Source organism: Allobacillus sp. SKP2-8, assembly GCF_007559355.1.
Classification (GTDB): Bacteria; Bacillota; Bacilli; order Bacillales; family Alkalibacillaceae; genus Allobacillus; species Allobacillus halotolerans.
Genome location: NZ_VMHF01000011.1, coordinates 57092 through 77289, shown reverse-complemented (window position 1 = coordinate 77289; position 20198 = coordinate 57092). Strand labels below are relative to the sequence as shown.

Sequence of the window (20198 nt, the reverse complement as noted above, 5' to 3'; positions counted from 1 at the left end):
AGGAGGGCTATTTTTGTGTAATCCCGTATAAGCTTATTTTTAGCTAAATTCTTTTATTACAGGAATGCTCCTTTTATAAATAAAGTATAATATTTGTTTTTTTTTATGTAAATGTCCCAATAATAAAGAAAAGCAACCCTGTAGTTAAACTTGGTTGCTATCTAATAGCTCATCTATGGTTAACTGTTCTACTTGACCTTTTCTATAATCATATTTGTCAGCTGAAAAATATTGTTTTTTTATCTCTTCTGCAATGACTTTTACTAATAATGGAGGAACTGCATTTCCAATTTGCCTCCATTGTATTTTCATATCCCCACTAAATTCATAATCATCATCAAATGTCTGGATTCTTTTTATTTCAGCTATTCGTAAAAATCTGTTTTTCCAGTGAAACGGTCCCATGTTATTGGAAAAACTAGCTTGTATGGTCCAAGAAGGTCTGTTTGGCGATAATTTAAGAAGAAATGACCAGTATCGAGATCTCCATTTAAATTTTGGATTAGGATGGCCTCTCTCTTCTGTGAAGTATAGGTAGTTCTCTCCAGGCGGGACTTCTTTTAATAAATCTTTGTGTTTTGAACCTGCTTGCATTTTTTCATCTTCTGGAAGGTCATAGTCTAAATCACTTAAAACATCTCCACATGTCACCCAAGGATTTTTACCTTTGTCCTTAATAGGATCGTATTTATCTGGAATATAATGCGTTTCTTCTGGAAAAACAAATTTATGTCCTTCTTCATTTTTAACCCCTATACATATAAATCTTTCTCTTGTTTGAGGTATCCCGTATTTAGCCGCGTTAACCACCTTCCATGATATGGTATAACCCAATTCTTCTGCCCTTTCTTTTAGATACGTGAATGCAGCTTGATGTGGCTTATACACAAAACCATGCACATTTTCAAAAAAGAATACTTTAGGTCTTAATTCCTCAACACCTCTAAAGTATTCAAATAATGTAAAAGAGTTTTCATCTTCAAGTGCCCGTTTTTTATCTTTACGATAAAATCTAGATTTAGAATATGCAGGACATGGTGGTCCTCCTACGAAAACATCCAATTGATCAATGTTAAATTTAGATAACAAACCCTTGAAATCTACTTCTCTTATGTCCTTACACTCTACTAGTTGACCTACTTGGTTTTGCTCAAGAGTTTCACAAGCCTCTTTAAAAAAGTCAGTAGAATATAAAATCTCATATCCAGCTTTTTTAAATCCTAAGTCGATACCTCCTCCACCAGAGAAGACACTTACTACACTCAGCATTATATCAAACTCTCCTTAAGAAAATTAATCATTGCTTTAGCCATAAGAGGTGGAACAGCATTTCCGATTTGCTTTTGAATCGATCTTCTACTTCCATAAAATTGATAGTCTTTCGGGAAGGATTGTATTGCAGCAATTTCAGGTACTCGTAGTCTTCTAGAGTTCCAGTGGAAAGGACCAACCCAAGGACCAGGCTGTGCAGTAATAGTCCAAGATGGTTTATCCGGATGTAACTTAAGCAAGAAATTCCAAAAACGCTTATCTGCTACGAATTTCGGGTTAGGGTGACCAGCCCATGCAGTTAAAGCTTTGTAGTTCATACCGGGAGGAACTTCTTTTAAGTCTTCATGATAGGTTCCACCATCTGTCAATTCCTGTTCTTCAAAATATTCATCCGTGTCAAACTCACTAATAACTTCACCAACATTCACAAATGGTTGTAAGTTCTCCTTGCTTGCCTTCTCAGCAGGGAAATGAGTTTTTATTGGTTCATCTGTTTTAAATTCCCCTTTTGTGCCTATAATAAAAAGTCTTTTTCTTTTTTGGGCAACGCCATAGTCTAATGAATTTGCTTTAATAACTTTGGATTTAAATCCTTCTGATTCTACAATTTCTAAGAATGAATCAACTATAATTTTATTCTTAGGATGTAACAAACTTTCTACATTTTCAAAGACGAAGCCATTTGGTTTAAGATCAACGAGAACCCTTAAGAATTCATTTACTAGTTTTGCTCTAGGGTCATCAATTCCCTTTCTTACTTTATGAGTAACCCAATATCCATTTTTTGAAAAAGGCTGACAAGGTGCCCCACCGATTAAAATGGTCTTTCCATTATTGTTATCTTTACCAATCTTATTTTTTATTTCCTCACTACTATACTCGAATAAATCCCCTTGTTCTATTATTGTATCTTTAAATATATCGTTTATTTTTAATGTATTTATTGCATCTTCTTCAATATCAATACTAAAAACTACAGGTATTCCAGCCATTTGGCAACCAATGTCGAATCCGCCTGCACCAGAAAAAAGACTGATAGCTTTAATTTCTTGAGTCATTATTAAACCCCTCTATTCTATTAATCTATTTAAATAATACCAAACATTAGCTCCCTTTAAAAGTAAATAGATTTAATGAGATTTTTAAATAGATTACTTTCGACAATAAATGTCATTATTTCATTGTAATACTTCTTGGATCTTTAATCAATCTCCTTATTTTTACACCGTTTATTACCACCCATCACTTTGCGTGAGACCTCTCTATTTATATAGAATGCCATTATTGAAATTCTATTATGGAACTTTAACAACTAGAAATTAGTGCTGCTTTTTGTTTTAGTGTGAAGTAACTCAATATGTCATCGAAGGTTTTAAGTGGTTTCAATCCCTTGGTTTTTCGATCAAAGTATCTGAGTACTTTCAATTTGGAGTTAATTTTCAATAATTATTTTCGAAAGGTAGATTCATACTTTTCTTTATTGTTTTTCAGATAGTCATTAACACTATCCTCCTCCATTCTGTTATTATACTGATAAACACTATTAAGGTAATATTTCTTCGCACTGTGTGGAGTAACATGACTCATTCCCAGCTTTGCACCAGCTTGACTTACTGCACTTTTAAATTCGCTTATATATAGTAGATATTTTTTTAATTTCATTGTATGACCATTTTTTGTTATCTCTTTTTTAAAATTACCAAATAATTTCCTACCTTTTTTTATCCCAAATAATAATCATCTAGTTTATTTAAGCTAGTGACTATACTTGGAATTCTTAGTGTCTATCACTCGATATGAATTAACCAAACGTGAAGCGAAAAGTCTGAAGAAAAGAATGAAATGGACACGCTTTCCGTTAGATGAGTTTGAGTTGAAAGGACAAAGCGTTTTGATTGCTCGCCAGCTTTCTCAACTGCGAGAACTAAGCTGGCTAGAGCAACAGTACAATTTAATTCTTCTGGGTCCGCCTGGCATTGGAAAAACATATATCACAATTGGGCTAGGACTTGAGGATGTTTACAGAGGATTAAAATGTTTATTCGATGTTAATATGATTGAGCACCGTTCGTATAGGGGATTGATTAAGTGAAGGAATAAGTTTGCCTCACTTTAATCCATGGCCATATACATCAGGTACATTTATGGTAATCAAATCGGCTTCTCGAATACGCTTCAATTTGAGTTGTGATCTTGGAGGTAATCTTCCGATTTCAAAACGAAAATCAATATCGCCTATTGTAATGAATGAAACACACTGTCCTTTATGAATAGCTTCTAACCTAACCCAATTGCTAAATGCGTCTTACCGTTATGTAAAGCTTTACATAACGATAAGACACATATTACAACCGGATTGGGGCGGCAAGCATGTCGAAAAGGCTATGAAGTGCGCTTCTACCGGGTAGCCGATTTAGTGGACCAATTGGAGGAAGCTTGGAACGAGAGTAAACTTCAATGGTTCAGGAACAAGTTCAAGAAGGTGGACCTCATCATTTTGGATGAAATGGGTTATATTCCGTTTAGTAAGGATGGAGTTGAGCTACTGTTCCAGCTAGTTACAGACTGGTACGAGCAGAAGAGCCTTATCATTACTTCCAATCTGGAATTTAGCCAATGGAATCGCATCTTCGTCGATGCAAGACTGACAGCTGCATTGGTGGATCGTGTGATTCACCATGCTCATATACAAATTTTTACCATTGACAGTTATCGTGTTGCACATGCTTTATCGAACTACCCATCATGCTGTCAAAGTTCTCAAATTTTCTCTTGTAAAATACCACAATTAAGTACATCCTTCAGAGATCCAAGTAATCTCGATATGAGAGAAGATATATACCTATTAGTTTTTTAATGGAGAAAAAGTAGTTCAATATTTTGAAGTGGAACGTCAAGGTTCTGACTTCTCAATAGGGGAAAAGAAACACCTTACTCCATCCAATGATGTTATAAGTATTGACAGATATTAAAAACCTTCCTTGTTGTAACGCATTAGATGAACAATACAACTTTACTTGGATATTTAAAATCCAATCGGTTTTGTATATTGTTAATATTATTTTTTACGTTACTAAACATAATGTGCTTTCGTATGTTATCTCATATGTTATTTTTAGATTTTTTGAACGGTATTTGAACTACTTACTACTTAACGAAAGTACTTTTCATAAACAAATCATTTACTAAATATCAAATTTATTAATGATTTATTTAATACTATTGACCTGTTTATTCTCACTTGTTGTACGGTTAATGATAATGGTTTAAAAGCCGAAAACCAGCATTGGAAGTTAAATCTCAATGCTGGCTGGGCTTCTCTATAATACCTATGTTGGGATCGAGATAGATGTTAAAATATTAAACAGAAATCCGGGAGGAAGCAATGTCCAGTATTAAAATCAAAAAGTAGTAAAATAGTAACCATTACGCTATACAAGTTCAATGTGAAAATTTTTGTCTATATCGAATTTTTTAATTAATACTTCTTTTAATATGTCGTCTAATAACAACACGTGTGCAATAAAATCCAATTTAGATGACTATACTCAGAGTAGTCAAATTGAAAAGACTTCATATATTTATCAGCAAACTCATTTGCCTTTTTATTAAAACCTTTAAAATCACCATGACCTATTTTATTTCTCATCTGCCTTAATAATATTGTCGCTTGCTTTGATTCATCACTATAAATTGATTTGATGATAGGAATAATGTATTTATCAATCTCTTTTGTTTCTTGCTTTTTGTGAAGTAAGAGCATCTCAAGTATTGTGAATACCTTTAGAAAATGATAGTGCTTGTAGTCATCATTTTTATTTATAGCTTCGACAATATAATCTAATTTATAGTAATCATCTTCTGTTTGAAGGAAACTATCTAGACATTTGCAGCATTTTCTTAAATCACAAATTGCTTCTTCTTTTGTTCTAAATCCTTTAAATTCAGACCTAATTCTAAAAGATAATGCTGACGTAATCTTCGGGAAAATACTTAAATATTCGTCATTACTTGAATAAACAATATTAAAGTGTGTTCTATCATGCTTTCCAGGATTCATAAAGTTAAAAAGTTTTATTATCTTTTCAGAGTAATCTTCTTCACAAAATCTACCATCAAAACAATTTGTTGTCCAATCAAAAAAAGGCATATCACTATACTCATAATCAAACTCTATACAGATCATATTCTCAACAATACAATCTATACAGTCTTCAAGAGTATTTAAAGGATAATTATTTGTTTCCTCAATAGTCCTTTCCACTGTTCTTTTTGCTGTTGTATAGTCAAAAGCATTAGTGTATGTCTTACCATATTTAATTATTTCTTCATTTCTCTTAAATTCAATTCTATGGATTTCTTCAAAAATATCTTCTTTAATACCTTCTTTCCAATCATCAGGCAGATTATCAATGTATAGTTTTAACTTTTTTGAGATAATTGTTCTTTCAATTTTACCGTAAATATCAAGCACTATTATGGATATCACCTCTTATAAAGTCACTATTTGAATACATAACTGTAGATTCGGTTTGTTATATTTCTAATAGCTATTATTCTCCCTCTAACTCATCCTCGTAACTAACCATATTATCATTCCATAATTTTTCATGATCTGGGAAAATCGAATCATGTGTTTTAAAGTATATTTCTCTAATAACATCAATCCAATTATTAATATACCTCATTGCAACTACATTATCTCCAGATAGATGGATATTAAAAAACATAGCAGTAATTTGCGCAAGGGAAATTGCTGAATGTTCGGCAGCTGTAGTAATGCCAAAATCACTTCTTCCAATCGGAATAATATTTTCAGTTTCTGCATTACTTAAACGAGCAAATGTACCTTGAGGAGAAGCATGAACTATTTTGTTAGCTAGATCATATTGTCGTCGCCAAACTTCAGAATTAATTTCACAATTTTTTTGGAGGTCATTAAAAGTTATGTATCTATTAATGTTTGAAAAAATGCCGCTTGCTTTAGCCCATTCATATCGATCATCCGTTTTAGAAGATTCAATATATTCTCTTGCTACTCTCTCACCATGCAAAGTTATAAAAGAAGATACTATTGTGAGTTCATACAAGGAACGCCATCTAGCAAATGCCCCATCAGCAAATCCATTTTTCATTAATGTGATAATTTCAAGAAATTGCTGTAGCGATCGACCATGTATGTGTAACATCGCGGTAAAGGTGTAATGAGAAGTTTCTAGCACGTCCTGTGGTATTTCATTTACATGCTCAACATACGACTCTGCAGCCTCTGCCACCATAATGTACATAGATTCAGAAGCTACAAATGCTTTACTCCATTTTTGTTCCTGAATGGATAGGAATTCTTGTTCTTTAGCTCGAAATGTCATGACTTGTTCATGCATACTATCTCGCATGAAGCGAGTTGTATCATTTACCATCCTCATGTACATATCTTCAAAAATTCTTGCTAAATCTAACTCGTTAAACTTCTTTGCTATTTCATTAGCTTCTTCTTGAGTCTTAGCCTCTTCCAACTGTTTTTCAAACAACTCCATAAATGTGTCCTGAAGAAATTCACTAGTTTTATCCGCCACTTGATTCACTCCTTAACTGCGCATTCTTATAATATATAAATATTGACACAAAATAACCAAGACATGAATTGTGTTCCCTCATTAATCAGTAAACATTGACTCATTTATTGGGATTATACAGACATTAGCAGAGTCTATGATAGATAATTATTTAAATAAAACGACCTAAAGTTAGCGAGTGTATAAAATAGTTCGTGTAAATGTAATTGTATTTCTTTAACCTTTTATAAGTGTTAGTTTTCTACTCACTTAACTCATAAGACCGAAGACCTTGAATGCTATTACGATTGTTTCTAGTACTTTATCACCTGTACTAAACCAGTTACTTAAAGAGAAAGTTACTCATGCTGAAATATATTTTAGCTTAGTATTATGAGAAAACGAATATATTATATTCATAACAATCACGAAGAAACATATTTATTAATGTTTTATTTAATTAAATTGATCTGTTTAACCTCACTTGTGATAAGGCTCCCCCCGATTAATCCGAAAACCTCGATAAACCTGCTCCAACAACACCAACCGCATTAACTGGTGTGGAAACGTCATTTTTGAAAAGGAGATGGCGAAATCACTTCGTTGCTGGACCGCTTCACTAATCCCTAATGACCCACCGATCACAAAGGCTATCTTGCTCTTCCCGTAGGTCGCAAGCTCGTCCATTTTCTTGGCGAGTTGCTCAGATGAAAGCATCTTCCCTTCAATTTCTAATGTAATGACATATGTATCTGGGGAGATGGCTTGTAGAATTCGCTCTCCCTCTTTATCTTTCACTTGTTTTTCTTCGGCTTCACTTAAGTTTTCTGGCGCTTTTTCATCAGCGACTTCAATGATTTCAACTTTGGCATAGCTACTCAGTCGCTTCAGGTATTCTTGAATGCCTTGCTTTAAGTATTTTTCTTTTAACTTTCCGACAGAAACAATCGTTATTTTCATTTTTAATCACCTAATAAATTATTTTTGGCATGTGTATAACTTAAAGTGTTCTATATCCTGCTTTCATTTTACAACTTGTTGATAATCCGAACAATCACCTCTTTTATCACTGTTTCAAGCTGGCGGTTTATTCACATGTGGATTTGGGTATATGGCGACAGTTTAGTTATTCACACTTATTCACAACGATTTGTGGATACTCGTGCATAAGGTTGTGATTATCTGAATAAGTCTGTGGAATAGTCGAGTTATCCACAGGTTTATCAACATATTAACATATGTTCGTACGTTATTTAGTTAGTTTCACAAAAATGGACTCAATATATGCACATCAGTTATTTTCTTATGCACACTTTGTGGATAAGTAGAGCAATTTTGTGCATAAGCTTTAAAGCGGAACATTGAATGCTTTTTCACCGTTCGTTGTTTGTCTTTCTATAGAAAAAAAGTCCCTGGGAGGATCTATTCCTCAACAGGGACTTCTGCTATTTCATTAAAACTCTTGTGCTGTCAGTGTTGCTTTTGTTGTCTGTTTTTCTCCGTCGCGGTAGAAAGTGATTTCGATTTGTTCGCCCGCTTCAGTCTCGTTGTATAGATATTTGCGTAAGTCTAATGAGTTATTGATCGGTTCACCATCGAATTCGACGATGACGTCATATTGCTCAAGACCTGCTTGTGCTGCTGGTGTGCCATTATCCACATTTGCCACAACGACACCTGCTTCTACATCTTTCGGTAGGTTCAGTGTGTTCTGCCAGTGATATGTCGCAATGTCACTTAAGGAATATGGTGAAATTCCTAAGAAGGCACGAGTGACTGCACCATCTTCTTCTAATTGTTCGATGATCGGGATTGCATGATCAATTGGAATGGCAAAGCCTAATCCTTCTACGTTCGGATTGGAAATTTTCATGGAGTTGATTCCGACTAATTGGCCATCTAAATTGACGAGTGCACCACCGGAGTTCCCTGGGTTGATGGCTGCATCGGTTTGAATGGCTTCTGCTTGCCAGTCGACGACACCGTTTTGGTCAAAATCAACCGGGATGAGTCGTTCTTTCCCACTAATGATTCCTTGAGTGACGGAGCCTGCAAATTGCAGACCGAGTGGGTTCCCGATGGCAATGACGGGCTCTCCGACTTGTAGGCTTTCAGAGCTTCCAAATTCGATTGCGTTTGGTACTTCTCCTGCCGGAACACGTAATACCGCTAGGTCTGTATACATGTCGCTTCCAAGTAGTTCCGCTTCGATTTGTTCCTCGTTGTTCAAGACGATTTCTACATTACTGGCACCTTGGATGACGTGGTGGTTCGTCACGATATAGGCATGGTCACCTTCTTTTTTGTAGATGACACCAGACCCTGTACCGCCTTGCGTCCGTTGGTTGCCGAATATGTTTTGATTTTGGATATTGACGACACCTACGACTGTGTTTTGAACATTACCTACAACTTCGGTCACTTGTGATGTCACATCGACGTTGACGGTTTTGCCTTCGCTGTTTTCGTTTGTACTGTTATTTTCTTCTGAATTTTGTTCTTCACTTGTGTTTTCGGAGTCATCACCAGAGCTTGCGGCGTCATTTCCACCCAGTGGTGAGAATTCAGCAAGCACCAGCCAGGCGATCAAAACACCGATAATAATCCCGATCGCGGCGGGCATGATGACACTTTTTTTGCGCTGCTTATTGTCTACATGCGAGTTATAATACCCCATCTGTCTTCACCTCTTTTTCGATATAATCGATTGGTGTTGGCTTGGTCGGACTGGTATCTTTCAATAGTAAGTCTTCGCCAATCCGATGGCCGTGACTTGTCAGTACTTCTTCTACACTCATCCGGGCCAAATCAACCATGTTGTTATCTTGGCTCAAATGTCCTAAATAAATCCGCTTCGTACGATTTCCGATGACATCACACATGGCAATCGCTGCGTCTTCATTCGAAACGTGACCTAGATCGCTTAGTATCCGTCGTTTTACGTTCCACGGATAACGTCCCATTTGTAACATTCCCACATCATGGTTCGCTTCAAACAAAAATGCATCTGAATTTTCGATTGTTTTTTTCATGCGTTCCGACACATAGCCTGTATCTGTAATCATCGCCACTTTGTTGTTTTGATGACGAAAGACGAAGAACATCGGATCGATCGCATCATGGGACACACCATAGCTTTCGACATCAAGGTCTCCAATTTGTTTGACGGAATGGATTGGAAAGTCGAACTTTTGGTCGAGTGTTATTTTACCAATGGAGTTTTCCATCGCTTTCCATGTTTTTTCATTCGCATAAATCGGCAAGTCGTATTTTCTTGCAGCAATCCCGAGCCCTTTAATGTGATCACTGTGCTCATGGGTGACGAGGATTCCATCCAATTCTGTTGGGTCAACACCGACTTCTTCCAAGCTGCTCGTCAATTTCTTTCCACTTAAACCCGCATCGACCAATAACTTGGTCTGATCGGTTCCTATATAAAAAGCATTCCCCGTACTTCCGGACGCCAGGACACTAAAATGTAAACTCATTCTTCTTTATCACTCCGTATGTGTGTTTCTAGTTGTTGTTCTAACGTTGTTTCGATCTCTTCCATATACACTTCTTCATCTGTTGGAATGGTTTGTCCTTCCATCGCATTCACAAAGGCATAACGCTCTCCATCATTGATTTCAATCACCCATGTCGGTGTAAAGACCTGTTCTTCGCCTTTAAGCGCTAGGAGAGAATGATAAGCGAGCTTCATGTCTGAAATATGATCTTCAGGACGCAAAACTTCATTAGAGTTAAAAACGGATTCGACAGCGTTCATTGGATCGACGACTGTCTGTTCATCTCCTTGTACCCTCACTTCATTCAACAAGGTCTGATAGTAAGAAACCGCTTCTTGATTTTCGTTCAGCTTGACGTATAAAACGCCTGCTTTATTGAATAAAACGGTTCGATCGTTTTGCTTCTGAAAAAATAATAACACATTTTCTTCTTCATCATACTTCCAAAGCTCATACACATCGTCATAAATCACAAACTCGGCTAATGTTTCCATGACTGTTGTTGAATCATCATCCAGCCCAACGGAAACCGGCTCGATGAATTCACTGATGATTGTCTGATTATTGATGATGGCAATATTTTGGTTCGTTAACGACTCCTCAAGTGATTTCTTGTCTTCCTCTGTCAACAAATAGCGCTCTGCCGATACATACGATGCTTTCTTTCCGCTTTCAGGTAGTTCACCGATCGTAATGTCCTCTGCAGCCAGTCCGTCCTCAAAGGTGGTCTGTGACAGTGTCTCGATATTCGTCTCATCTATTTTCTCCAATAGTTGCTGAGCCAAAAAGAAATTCAGGATCATGAAGGCGATGATGAATAACGTTTTGACAGAACCCCATTTCATTATTCATCACCCCTTGTCTGTAACATGTTTTCAAAGTAGCTCATCGGTTGCCATCTGCCGTTATATTTAATATGCCAACTCGGTTTTAAATACATCGCATTGGATGCGTCGCTTATTGTGTTTACTTCATACCCGATCCGCATATCAGAAATGGACTCTGGTAAGAACTGATCGGAGTGCTGCTGGAAAAATTGATAAACGGATAGACCGGAACGGACAGATTCCTGTTCTTCACTTTGAAAATTCGTACTTGTATAGAATAATGGTCGCTCAAACTGATAAATGCGGTTATCTCGCCACGTTTGTTGAATCATCGTATATCCTTCTGTGTCAAATAACGGCATGCCTTCATAATACATCCGAAAAGCGATTTCGTTACTATGTTCATTCAATGAGTCCAAATAGAATGTATCCGTCCATCCAGAATGGTCATTGGTAAATCCGATACTACGATTCATAATGTCATAGCGTGTCATCTCGGGTGCGTTTGTCGAAAATGGATTTATGAATTCCATCGCTTTTTCATTTTGGAGTACACGCTTAATGGTCAATGCCCGTGAACCATCTGTATAATAGCTCTCCTCATTGGAGTTTCCACTTGGCACCTGTCTTCGCACCGTTGTCGGATTGCTGAATAGATTATTGATCAACGGTTGGATATCATAAATTTCTTCCGTCAAGATCGTATAGCCCGGCACATCGAGACGTTCGACAGGGAGATAGAGTGTCGTCTCTTCGTTAATGTCATACGAACCTAGTGAAACATTATTCTCGTTATCAATGAGCTGATTAATTTCATTATAAACGGACGTAGATTGGATCTCGGCATTTAAATAACCTTCATATTCGTCCGATGCAAACGTCACTCGAACAATTTCATTATTGTTTTGGGAAAGTTGGAAATAAACGCGATTAAACGTTTGGTTCCATAGATTGTCCGTTTGATTGACATTCAATAACTGAACGATGTACGCTAGTGGAATTTCTTCCGGAAAAACGACTTCCATATTTCTTGACCAAATCGATACGTCATCGCTCACAAAAGGTTCTACTTCAGCGAATGGCCACTCTTTGATTTCTTCGAATAATTGCTCCATTCCTTTGTAATCCGGAAGCTGGCTATGCTCGTGGAAATTATGAAAATAAATTTGCTTCGGATAAACAACGTCATCGAATTGTCTTGTATCTCCTTCTACTAATCGCGTTTCATCCAAATAAGTTGGTTCACCAAGTTCCTCGTATGCCGGCTGATAGTTCCATAATGCCAGTGTCAGCAATAAGCTTGATACAACCAGAATGAATAAGATTCCTGATTTAATATTTTCGATCATGATTGCCGCCCCCGTTTCTTTCTCATTAACGGCAAACTAAAATGAATGGTCGTTCCTTTTCCTTCGACACTTGAAGCCCAAATGTCCCCATCATGTGCTTCCAGTAACTCTTTTGAAATGGCCAGACCAAGTCCTGTACCACCTAATTTTCTCGTTCTCGCTCGATCGACACGGTAGAAACGATCGAAAATTTGCTCCAAGTTTTCTTGTGGAATTCCCATACCTTGGTCGGAGATTTTCGTGATGACTTGGTTTTTCTCCTGAAGCACTTCGACTTTAATCGTGCCGCCTTCCGGTGAATACTTAATGGCATTGGAAATAATATTATCAATGACTTGTGTTAATTTATCGGTATCGATCCAAACCTCAAACCGCTTGTTCGGCAGGACGCGTTTTAAATCCAATTCTTCTTTTAAATTCAGTTCGAATCGGTCGATAATCGCATTAATGAACTCGATGAATTCTACCCGTTTTTTGTGAATATGGTAATCCTTATTATCCATTTTTGATAATTGCAGCAAGTCATTGACGAGACGAATCATTCGCTCGGTTTCATTTTGTGTGACATTCAGAAACTTCGGTGCGATTTCTTCGTTTTTCAATGTTGACTCATCACTCAACGCTTCAAGGTAGCTACGCATCGTCGTCAGTGGTGTACGAAGCTCATGCGAAACGTTTGCGACAAACTCTCGCCGCTCCCGTTCAATCTTCTCTTGTTCCGTCACATCACTTAAGACGGTTAAGAAACCGTTCATTTCACCCTTTTCATCTTCAATGACCGAAAAGTTTGCTTTTAACAATAAATCTTGTTCTCCTTCAGAGAAATCAATGATCAGACTGTTTTCGTCTTTGATTTCAAAGAGGTCGGAATAGTGTTCGTCCATGCCTAACACAGTCAGTAAGGGTTTGCCATGCAATTCGCTGTAGTCTTTTCGCATCAACTTCATCGCGGGTTCGTTCAATAAAGTGACATCGCCTTTTTTGTCGGTCGCGATAACCCCATCGGTCATATTCCGCAAAACGGAAGAGAGCTTCTTTCGTTCGCCTTCGGTTGCGGCATAGGAAAGTCTTAATTTATCATTCAAATCATTGAACGTGACAGCAAGCTGACCGATTTCATCCGTTCCGTAAACATTAACCTTTTGCGAGAAGTTTCCGGTTGCCATGACCTGCGCTTGTCTTTTCATCTCAGAGATCGGCCTCGTGATTGTCTGTGCCACCAAAATCCCAAGCAAAGCGGAAACCGTAATCGCTAGTATCGTTCCATTGGCGAAAATCCGGTTAATATCTTCCATTTGATCATATACACCTTCAATGGAGGCTTGAAGATAGAGTGCGCCGACGATCTCCGAGTTCGTATTCGATTTAATCGGCTTCGAAATCACCAAAGTTCTGTGACCCGTTTCCCGGTTAAATAAAATGTTCTCTTCCTGATTCCCTGCCGACAAAGCACGCAAAATCCGCAGCTCGGTCGTCCGTTTGCCGACATTCGAGCGATCGAATTGAGCTGTCGTTCCAAGCACACGGCTATTATTGTCCACGACACGAACTTCCGTAAAATCGTCGGAATCAAAGGAGTCAAAGTCATAGATTATTGTACGAATATCACTGGAAAGCGACGTATCATTCTCCGTCCGTTCTTCTGCAAAGGCTTGTTCAAGATTAAATGTCAGTAACTGCACCCGGTCATTCACGGATTCCGTAAAGTTTTCGAGTAGCTGTGTTTCCAACTGCCTTGCGAAGTAAGCTCCAATGATCTGTATCGCAATTAAGATTAATAAAATATATATTAAAATAAATTTTAGGCGGATTGATTTGAAAAATCCCCAAACTTTACTCATCTAATCTACTCCTGCTCAGGGTTTCTCAAGTAATAACCTACTCCTCTTCTTGTCACAATCCAGTTAGGGTTACTTGGATTTTCTTCGATTTTTTCACGGAGACGTCGGACAGTGACATCGACCGTTCGGACATCTCCAAAGTAATCATAGCCCCAAACGGTTTCCAACAAGTGTTCACGCGTCATTACCTGTTCGATATGTTTCGCTAAATAGAGTAGCAATTCAAACTCACGATGTGTCAGATCGACTGGTTCACCGTTTCTCGTGACAGAGTAGTTTTCCCGGTTGATTTCAAGGCCACCAATTTTAATATTGGACAAGCCAGAGCTTGTGCCATTATCTTCGCTTGTTGAGCGGCGTAAATTCGCTTTCACTCGCGCAATCAATTCGCGGTTACTGAATGGCTTTGTGACGTAGTCATCCGCTCCGAGCTCCAGACCTAATACTTTATCGATCTCGGAATCCTTCGCCGTCAGCATAATGATCGGCATCTGGTAGTCCTTTCGAATTTCACGGCACACTTCCATTCCATCTTTCTCCGGAAGCATGATATCAAGAAGCACCAGGTCGGGTTCTTCCGTTCGAACAAGATCGATTGCTTCATTTCCGTCATAAGCGACGAATACATCATAACCTTCTTTATCTAAGTTGAATTCAAGTATATCTGCAATTGGTTTTTCATCATCGACTACTAAAATTTTTGTTTTCATTGCTTTACACCATCCTCTTTCATTTCTTTCATTGTTGAGAATCTGAGGTGCTGTTCGTTTCGTTTTTTTATTCGCTACCTATTTGTTCTATTCACATTTACTTGTTTACATTTTAACGTACATTGCATGAAAAGTCTTATTATAGAAGTGTTCTTCATAGAATTGACAGAATCATCTTTACAATCATCTAACAAGTTACCATCCATTATTGACGGTTCATTCATTTGCTAAAAATGAGCCTAGCCGATTAATATTAGTAGCATTATCTCTACATCTTCCCCCAATCAGACGTCGTAATCCTGAATATCTAATAGATATAGAAAAAAGTAGTTCAATTAGCGTACAAAATATAGCTTTGTACTTCTAAACTGAACTACTTTACATGTAAATCACTTATATTAGCGGCCAACGTAATTAAGTGGGTTGACGAGTCCACCATTTCGGTATACTTCAAAATGTAAATGTACGCCGGTCGATCTTCCTGTCGTTCCCATCTGGCCAATGGATTGTCCCTTTTTAACCGTTTGGCCAGGGCTTACGCTCATACTGCTAAGATGAGAATAAGTTGTTTTGAATCCGTTGTTATGGTTAATGACAACGCGGTTTCCGTACGCACCGTCCCAGCTAGCCTGTACAACCGTTCCGTTGTCTGCCGATTTAATCGTGCGGTTGCCTACACCGGCAATGTCAATTCCTTTATGATATGAACCCCAACGCGAGCCCATTTTACTTGTAATATGTCCACCAACAGCTGGCCATCCGAGCTGCCCAGAACCACGGTTGGAAACTCGCTTTGTTCCTTTTAAGATGATTTTATCTTTCGGTTCTTTAACGACTTCTTCATCCACTTTTTCTTCTTTGATGACTTTTCCGTTTTTCGTCGTCACTTTATACGTAAGTACTTTCTTGCCTTTTTCACCTTGTTGTTGAACTTTCTCATTTCCTTGGTAGATCTCATTTGAATTCTTCGTGATTGTTTCATAATCAATGGATTCTTCTTCTGTCTTTTCTGCAGTATAAACGACATCGATAAATTTCTTCTCTTGTTTTACCTTGACCGTCTCACCTGCTTGGATGATTTCGACGTCATCTAAATCAGGATTCAAGTCGATTAACTCTTTTTTTGAAAGGTTGTTTGTTTTTGCAATCGTTTCGATATCACTTTCATCTTTGACCGGTTTTTCTTTTGCGATGGAAATTCCTCGTTCAATCAATTTCGTCAATTGCTCAACCTCTAGTAATTTTGTTGGGTTGACACGATCTTTTGAGACAACGACGTTCTCTGTAAAACTGACATCAATTTTCGCTGAGTCATTTTCTACGGAAACTGTCTCAGGAAGGATAACCGTTCCCTCTTCTTGTTCCGATTGTTCTAACTCTTCCTTGTTCATATCCTTTAAGATCGGCTTTGGTAAGATCAATTCGTCTTCCTCTTGTTTGACAAAGGTAAACAAATCAGATTGTAGTTCTTTAGGCAATGATTCATTGATCACACCGTTCAACGCTTTGTTGGCCATGTCGATGTTTTTCACATAACCGATGGATTGGTCGTTGACTAACAACTCAACCGCTTGCGTTGCGAACGCCAAGTTTTCTTCCAAATTCGTAACGACTTTTTCAGATTCGACATCTGAATTAAATACAAGTTCACGGACATAATTGATCTCTTCACTCGTTACGAGCTCAATGTCATTATGACGTGCTTGTGCTTCATTCTTTTTGTCTTCTATATATTGGTCGATCTCATCTGGGTCTTCGACAGAACCAATATGATCTTCCCCGTAATAAACATGATAGATTTCATCCAAGCCTAAGCTTTCGGCACTCGTATTCGACGCAGCTAAAGCTACACCGGTAGTTGTACCGGCAACAGCTACCGTCATACCGACAGCAAGCTTACTGGTTCGTTTTATATTTATGATTTGGTTTGATACGTTCCTTGTGAATTTTTTTAAATTATCGAATATATTCCCCAAAATCTACATCCTCCATATAAAAAAGCAGTTTGTGTTCTCTCTCTCTATTTTCTAGTTAGCTAGCAATCTATTTCTCACGATAACAAATCTACCATAAGTCCTACTTGAAAATAAACCCTTTTAATCGATTTGTAACGAACTTGTATCATTCCTTCAAAAATATGGTAATTTAGTCGTGAGCATGATTACGTCTACATCGTTACCTGTTCAATGTGTGAGATTTCATTGGTATCTTCATTAATAAAATCGTTTGGTAATTACCTTTAAGATGGTTTTCCTGTTGAAATAAAATTTTTTGACGAAATGAGATGTTAGGAAGTTCTTTTGGGTGTTTGGATGGGTTCTCGATGACAGTTTGAGTGGATCGTGTACTCATTTGCGTATCAAGACACGCTATCGATGACAATTTGAATGAAGTGAATGCTCATTTACGTGTCGAGACGCGCTGTCGATGACATCTCGAGTGCGTTACGAACTTATTCGGGCGTCGAGAAGCAATCGAGCTGTACATCAACAAACAAAAAAAGTGACTTCAACGAATTGAAGTCACTTTTTTGAGATGGCTTGGGACGGAATCGAACCGCCGACACAAGGATTTTCAGTCCTTTGCTCTACCGACTGAGCTACCAAGCCATAATTTAATTTAAGTTTTCATCCACATCAATATAAAAATTTGGTCGACCCCTGCATCTACTAGCCTATTCAATGATGTTAATGCTTCGGGGTTACTCGTAGCTGATTCGGAAGAAGTAATGCTCGTTGCTCTACCGACTGAGCTACCAAGCCGTCATTTATATTTAATGAATCGGACAGCGTTTATCATAGCACATAAATTTGTGAATTGGAAGTGTGTTGTTAATTAGACGTAATTTTTTAAATAGAAGCAATTTTATTCAACCAACAACATATAATCAAAGTACAATTTACATTAATAGTTTAATGAGGAGGTTTCGTATGGGACCATGGTGGATTCGTATAGCCGCACTATATTTAATTTTTGGTATCTCGGTAGGTATTTTCATGTCTTCTACACTGGCGTTAAATTGGGCAAGTGCTCATGCCCACGTGAATTTAGCAGGTTGGGCAACAACGGGTTTAATTGGGGTGATCTATTCAGTTTTCCCAAATGCAGGCAATAACCGTTTAGGCAAGATTCATTTTTGGTTGCATCAGATTGGATTGCCACTTTTCCTTTTAAGTACGTTTTTAGTTCAAGTACCAAACATGTTAGAAACAGCTCATTTGCTGACCTTTACTGGTGCTGGGTTGTTCGGTCTAGGATTAATCCTCTTCTTGATCAATCTCTTTGTTAATGTCCGGGAAGCAGATGCTGTTACGAAAAATTAATTGTTCTATTTAGAAAGCAAGAGGCTGGAACAAATCTAAGTTATAAACCCAGAAACACGAATGACAATCTAATTTAGCGTAGGAAATATACGGAGACTTCTGCGGGAGCAAAAGCCTAGGTGAGACCCCGCAGTGCGAAGCACGAGGAGGCTCAACAGCTGCCCGCGAAAAGCGCAGTATATTTCCGAAGCGGGTATTTCCGGCACACTAAATTAGATTGTTCGTATCTGAGTCAACTTTAAAGATTTTTTCCCAGGCTCTTTTTAAATAATCGTCTCTCTAATAATTGTCTGTTCACGATCTGGACCAACAGAGAAAATAGCTACTTTCGTTTTCGTCAATTGTTCAATTCGCTCAAGATATGTTTGTGCGTTTTGTGGAAGTTCTTCGAAAGAAGTCACGTTTGTAATATCTTCCTTCCAACCTGGTAGCTCTTCATACACTGGTTGGCATTTCTCAAGCTGTCGTAAGTTTGCTGGGTAATAATTGATTCTTTCACCTTCATAGTCATAACCCACACAAATCTTCAATGTGTCGATACCTGTTAGGACGTCAAGACAATTCAATGAAATCGCCGTCATACCACTTGTTCTGCGTGAATGATTGACAACAACAGCATCAAACCAGCCGACTCTACGTGGACGTCCTGTTGTCGTACCGTACTCACGACCGACCTCACGAATTTGGTGAGCGATATCTCCGCTGAGTTCTGTTGGAAATGGACCGTCTCCTACGCGTGTCGTATAGGCTTTTGAGACACCGATAACCTGTTCAATCATGTTTGGTCCAATACCGCTACCTGTCGCAACACCTGCAGCTGATGTGCTGGAAGAAGTGACATACGGATACGTACCATGATCGATGTCTAACATGACGCCTTGAGCACCTTCAAATAATATTTTATTACCCTTCTCCACTTCTTCTTCTAAAACAATCGAAGTGTCTGTTACATAAGGAGCAAGTGTTTCTCCGTACGCTTTATATTCTTCATAAATCGCATCAATATCTAATGGCTCTCCACCAAAGTGTTTCATCCAATGATTTTTCTCTTCAACGATATCTTCTAGCTTCTCTTTTAAAGTTTCAGGGTCGATCAATTCAGCCATACGGATTCCGATACGGTTAACTTTATCCGCATAAGCAGGACCGATTCCTTTTTTCGTCGTTCCGATTTGTTTGTCGGCACCTTTGCTCTCTTCTTGCAAGCGATCCAGTTCCATATGATAAGGCAATATGACATGCGCGCGGTTACTAATTTTCAAATGTGAAAGGTCGGCACCGTGGCTTTTAACATAATCCATTTCTTTTAGTAATGATTTTGGATTAATCACCATGCCGTTTCCTAAAATACAAATCTTATCATCGTTAAAAATCCCTGAAGGAATTAAGTGTAGTTTATATGTTTGGCCTGCAAATTGAATGGTATGGCCAGCATTGTCGCCTCCTTGGAATCGAGCAACCACATCAGATTGCTGCGCAAGAAAGTCCGTAATTTTTCCTTTTCCTTCGTCTCCCCATTGAGTACCTACTACAACAGTCGTTGCCATATAGACAACCTCCTAAAGTTAAGATATTAAACAACCATTGATTATTCTAGCAGTATTTATCAATTAAAACAATGATAATACGAATATTGTTATGTAAAATCGTTTAAATGTACGCTTTTTGCCACTTTTCGTCATGAGTTAACTTTCCCTTAAAAAATATATTTCCTGGGAAATAACGAATTTTGTCGAAGAAAAATAATTATCAAACATGAGTGGTAACTAAAATATCTTAACCTATGAAAGCGATAATATAATTAAAAAAAGC

General features: G+C 37.8%; 14 protein-coding genes, 1 tRNA gene and 2 pseudogenes. 3 read left to right on the top strand and 14 right to left on the bottom strand.

What is annotated here, in order from left to right; all coding sequences use genetic code 11:
- Positions 1-144: 144 nt before the first annotated feature.
- Positions 145-1269 carry a DNA cytosine methyltransferase gene (locus FPQ10_RS09490; RefSeq protein WP_144163275.1) on the bottom strand — a complete coding sequence of 375 codons (1125 nt, stop codon included), beginning with the start codon at positions 1267-1269 and terminating at the stop codon, positions 145-147.
- Entirely contained in the window at positions 1269-2330 is a 1062-nt protein-coding gene (locus FPQ10_RS09485) for a DNA cytosine methyltransferase (protein ID WP_144163274.1), read from the bottom strand. Before FPQ10_RS09485 ends, FPQ10_RS09490 begins: the two co-directional genes overlap by 1 nt.
- A gap of 707 nt (positions 2331-3037) precedes the next feature.
- Here FPQ10_RS09485 and FPQ10_RS09480 point away from each other — a divergent pair.
- Both FPQ10_RS09480 and FPQ10_RS09475 read left to right on the top strand, forming a co-directional pair.
- A pseudogene (locus FPQ10_RS09480) lies at positions 3038-3316 on the top strand (ATP-binding protein); the annotation flags it as partial.
- 291 nt (positions 3317-3607) lie between these two features.
- A pseudogene (locus FPQ10_RS09475) lies at positions 3608-4006 on the top strand (ATP-binding protein); the annotation flags it as partial.
- Positions 4007-4774: 768 nt separating this feature from the next.
- Here FPQ10_RS09475 and FPQ10_RS09470 read toward each other — a convergent pair.
- From FPQ10_RS09470 to FPQ10_RS09420, 11 genes are all read right to left on the bottom strand, one after another.
- Entirely contained in the window at positions 4775-5746 is a 972-nt protein-coding gene (locus tag FPQ10_RS09470; protein ID WP_255439858.1) for a hypothetical protein, read from the bottom strand.
- 79 nt (positions 5747-5825) lie between these two features.
- Entirely contained in the window at positions 5826-6848 is a 1023-nt protein-coding gene (locus FPQ10_RS09465) for a DUF5677 domain-containing protein (protein WP_144163272.1), read from the bottom strand.
- 459 nt (positions 6849-7307) lie between these two features.
- Complete coding sequence (rlmH, locus tag FPQ10_RS09460; protein ID WP_144163271.1) at positions 7308-7787, bottom strand: 23S rRNA (pseudouridine(1915)-N(3))-methyltransferase RlmH; 480 nt, start codon at positions 7785-7787, stop codon at positions 7308-7310.
- Between the two features lie 493 nt (positions 7788-8280).
- Entirely contained in the window at positions 8281-9504 is a 1224-nt protein-coding gene (locus tag FPQ10_RS09455; protein ID WP_144163270.1) for a S1C family serine protease, read from the bottom strand.
- Complete coding sequence (locus FPQ10_RS09450) at positions 9491-10315, bottom strand: MBL fold metallo-hydrolase (protein ID WP_144163269.1); 825 nt, start codon at positions 10313-10315, stop codon at positions 9491-9493. The genes FPQ10_RS09455 and FPQ10_RS09450 overlap by 14 nt, the downstream gene beginning before the upstream one ends.
- Positions 10312-11181 carry a two-component system regulatory protein YycI gene (locus tag FPQ10_RS09445; protein ID WP_144163268.1) on the bottom strand — a complete coding sequence of 290 codons (870 nt, stop codon included), beginning with the start codon at positions 11179-11181 and terminating at the stop codon, positions 10312-10314. Before FPQ10_RS09445 ends, FPQ10_RS09450 begins: the two co-directional genes overlap by 4 nt.
- Entirely contained in the window at positions 11181-12512 is a 1332-nt protein-coding gene (locus tag FPQ10_RS09440; RefSeq protein ID WP_144163267.1) for a YycH family regulatory protein, read from the bottom strand. Before FPQ10_RS09440 ends, FPQ10_RS09445 begins: the two co-directional genes overlap by 1 nt.
- On the bottom strand, positions 12509-14353 hold the full coding sequence (gene walK / locus FPQ10_RS09435) for a cell wall metabolism sensor histidine kinase WalK (protein ID WP_144163266.1): 1845 nt from the start codon (positions 14351-14353) through the stop codon (positions 12509-12511). The genes FPQ10_RS09440 and walK overlap by 4 nt, the downstream gene beginning before the upstream one ends.
- Positions 14354-14358: 5 nt before the next feature.
- Entirely contained in the window at positions 14359-15063 is a 705-nt protein-coding gene (yycF, locus tag FPQ10_RS09430; protein ID WP_144089081.1) for a response regulator YycF, read from the bottom strand.
- A 398-nt stretch (positions 15064-15461) separates the two neighbouring features.
- The gene (locus FPQ10_RS09425) at positions 15462-17039 is read right to left on the bottom strand and encodes a M23 family metallopeptidase (RefSeq protein WP_144163265.1); all 1578 of its coding nucleotides are present in this window, start codon (positions 17037-17039) and stop codon (positions 15462-15464) included.
- Positions 17040-17599: 560 nt separating this feature from the next.
- Positions 17600-17672 (bottom strand) — tRNA-Phe (locus FPQ10_RS09420).
- A 321-nt stretch (positions 17673-17993) separates the two neighbouring features.
- Here FPQ10_RS09420 and FPQ10_RS09415 point away from each other — a divergent pair.
- Positions 17994-18386 carry a cbb3-type cytochrome c oxidase subunit I gene (locus tag FPQ10_RS09415; RefSeq protein ID WP_144163264.1) on the top strand — a complete coding sequence of 131 codons (393 nt, stop codon included), beginning with the start codon at positions 17994-17996 and terminating at the stop codon, positions 18384-18386.
- Between the two features lie 263 nt (positions 18387-18649).
- Here the strand turns inward: FPQ10_RS09415 and FPQ10_RS09410 are convergent, their stop codons facing one another.
- A complete protein-coding gene (locus tag FPQ10_RS09410) occupies positions 18650-19933 on the bottom strand; it encodes an adenylosuccinate synthase (protein WP_144163263.1) in 1284 nt (427 codons plus the stop codon).
- Positions 19934-20198: the final 265 nt, after the last annotated feature.

What these genes read in the sequence shown, in the direction of transcription:
- FPQ10_RS09440 (WP_144163267.1), bottom strand. Translation starts at nt 12,512, where the DNA reads ATGATCGAAAATATTAAATCAGGAATCTTATTCATTCTGGTTGTATCA.
- walK (WP_144163266.1), bottom strand. Translation starts at nt 14,353, where the DNA reads ATGAGTAAAGTTTGGGGATTTTTCAAATCAATCCGCCTAAAATTTATT.
- FPQ10_RS09485 (WP_144163274.1), bottom strand. Translation starts at nt 2,330, where the DNA reads ATGACTCAAGAAATTAAAGCTATCAGTCTTTTTTCTGGTGCAGGCGGA.
- FPQ10_RS09445 (WP_144163268.1), bottom strand. Translation starts at nt 11,181, where the DNA reads ATGAAATGGGGTTCTGTCAAAACGTTATTCATCATCGCCTTCATGATC.
- FPQ10_RS09415 (WP_144163264.1), top strand. Translation starts at nt 17,994, where the DNA reads ATGGGACCATGGTGGATTCGTATAGCCGCACTATATTTAATTTTTGGT.
- FPQ10_RS09450 (WP_144163269.1), bottom strand. Translation starts at nt 10,315, where the DNA reads ATGAGTTTACATTTTAGTGTCCTGGCGTCCGGAAGTACGGGGAATGCT.
- yycF (WP_144089081.1), bottom strand. Translation starts at nt 15,063, where the DNA reads ATGAAAACAAAAATTTTAGTAGTCGATGATGAAAAACCAATTGCAGAT.
- FPQ10_RS09455 (WP_144163270.1), bottom strand. Translation starts at nt 9,504, where the DNA reads ATGGGGTATTATAACTCGCATGTAGACAATAAGCAGCGCAAAAAAAGT.
- rlmH (WP_144163271.1), bottom strand. Translation starts at nt 7,787, where the DNA reads ATGAAAATAACGATTGTTTCTGTCGGAAAGTTAAAAGAAAAATACTTA.
- FPQ10_RS09490 (WP_144163275.1), bottom strand. Translation starts at nt 1,269, where the DNA reads ATGCTGAGTGTAGTAAGTGTCTTCTCTGGTGGAGGAGGTATCGACTTA.
- FPQ10_RS09410 (WP_144163263.1), bottom strand. Translation starts at nt 19,933, where the DNA reads ATGGCAACGACTGTTGTAGTAGGTACTCAATGGGGAGACGAAGGAAAA.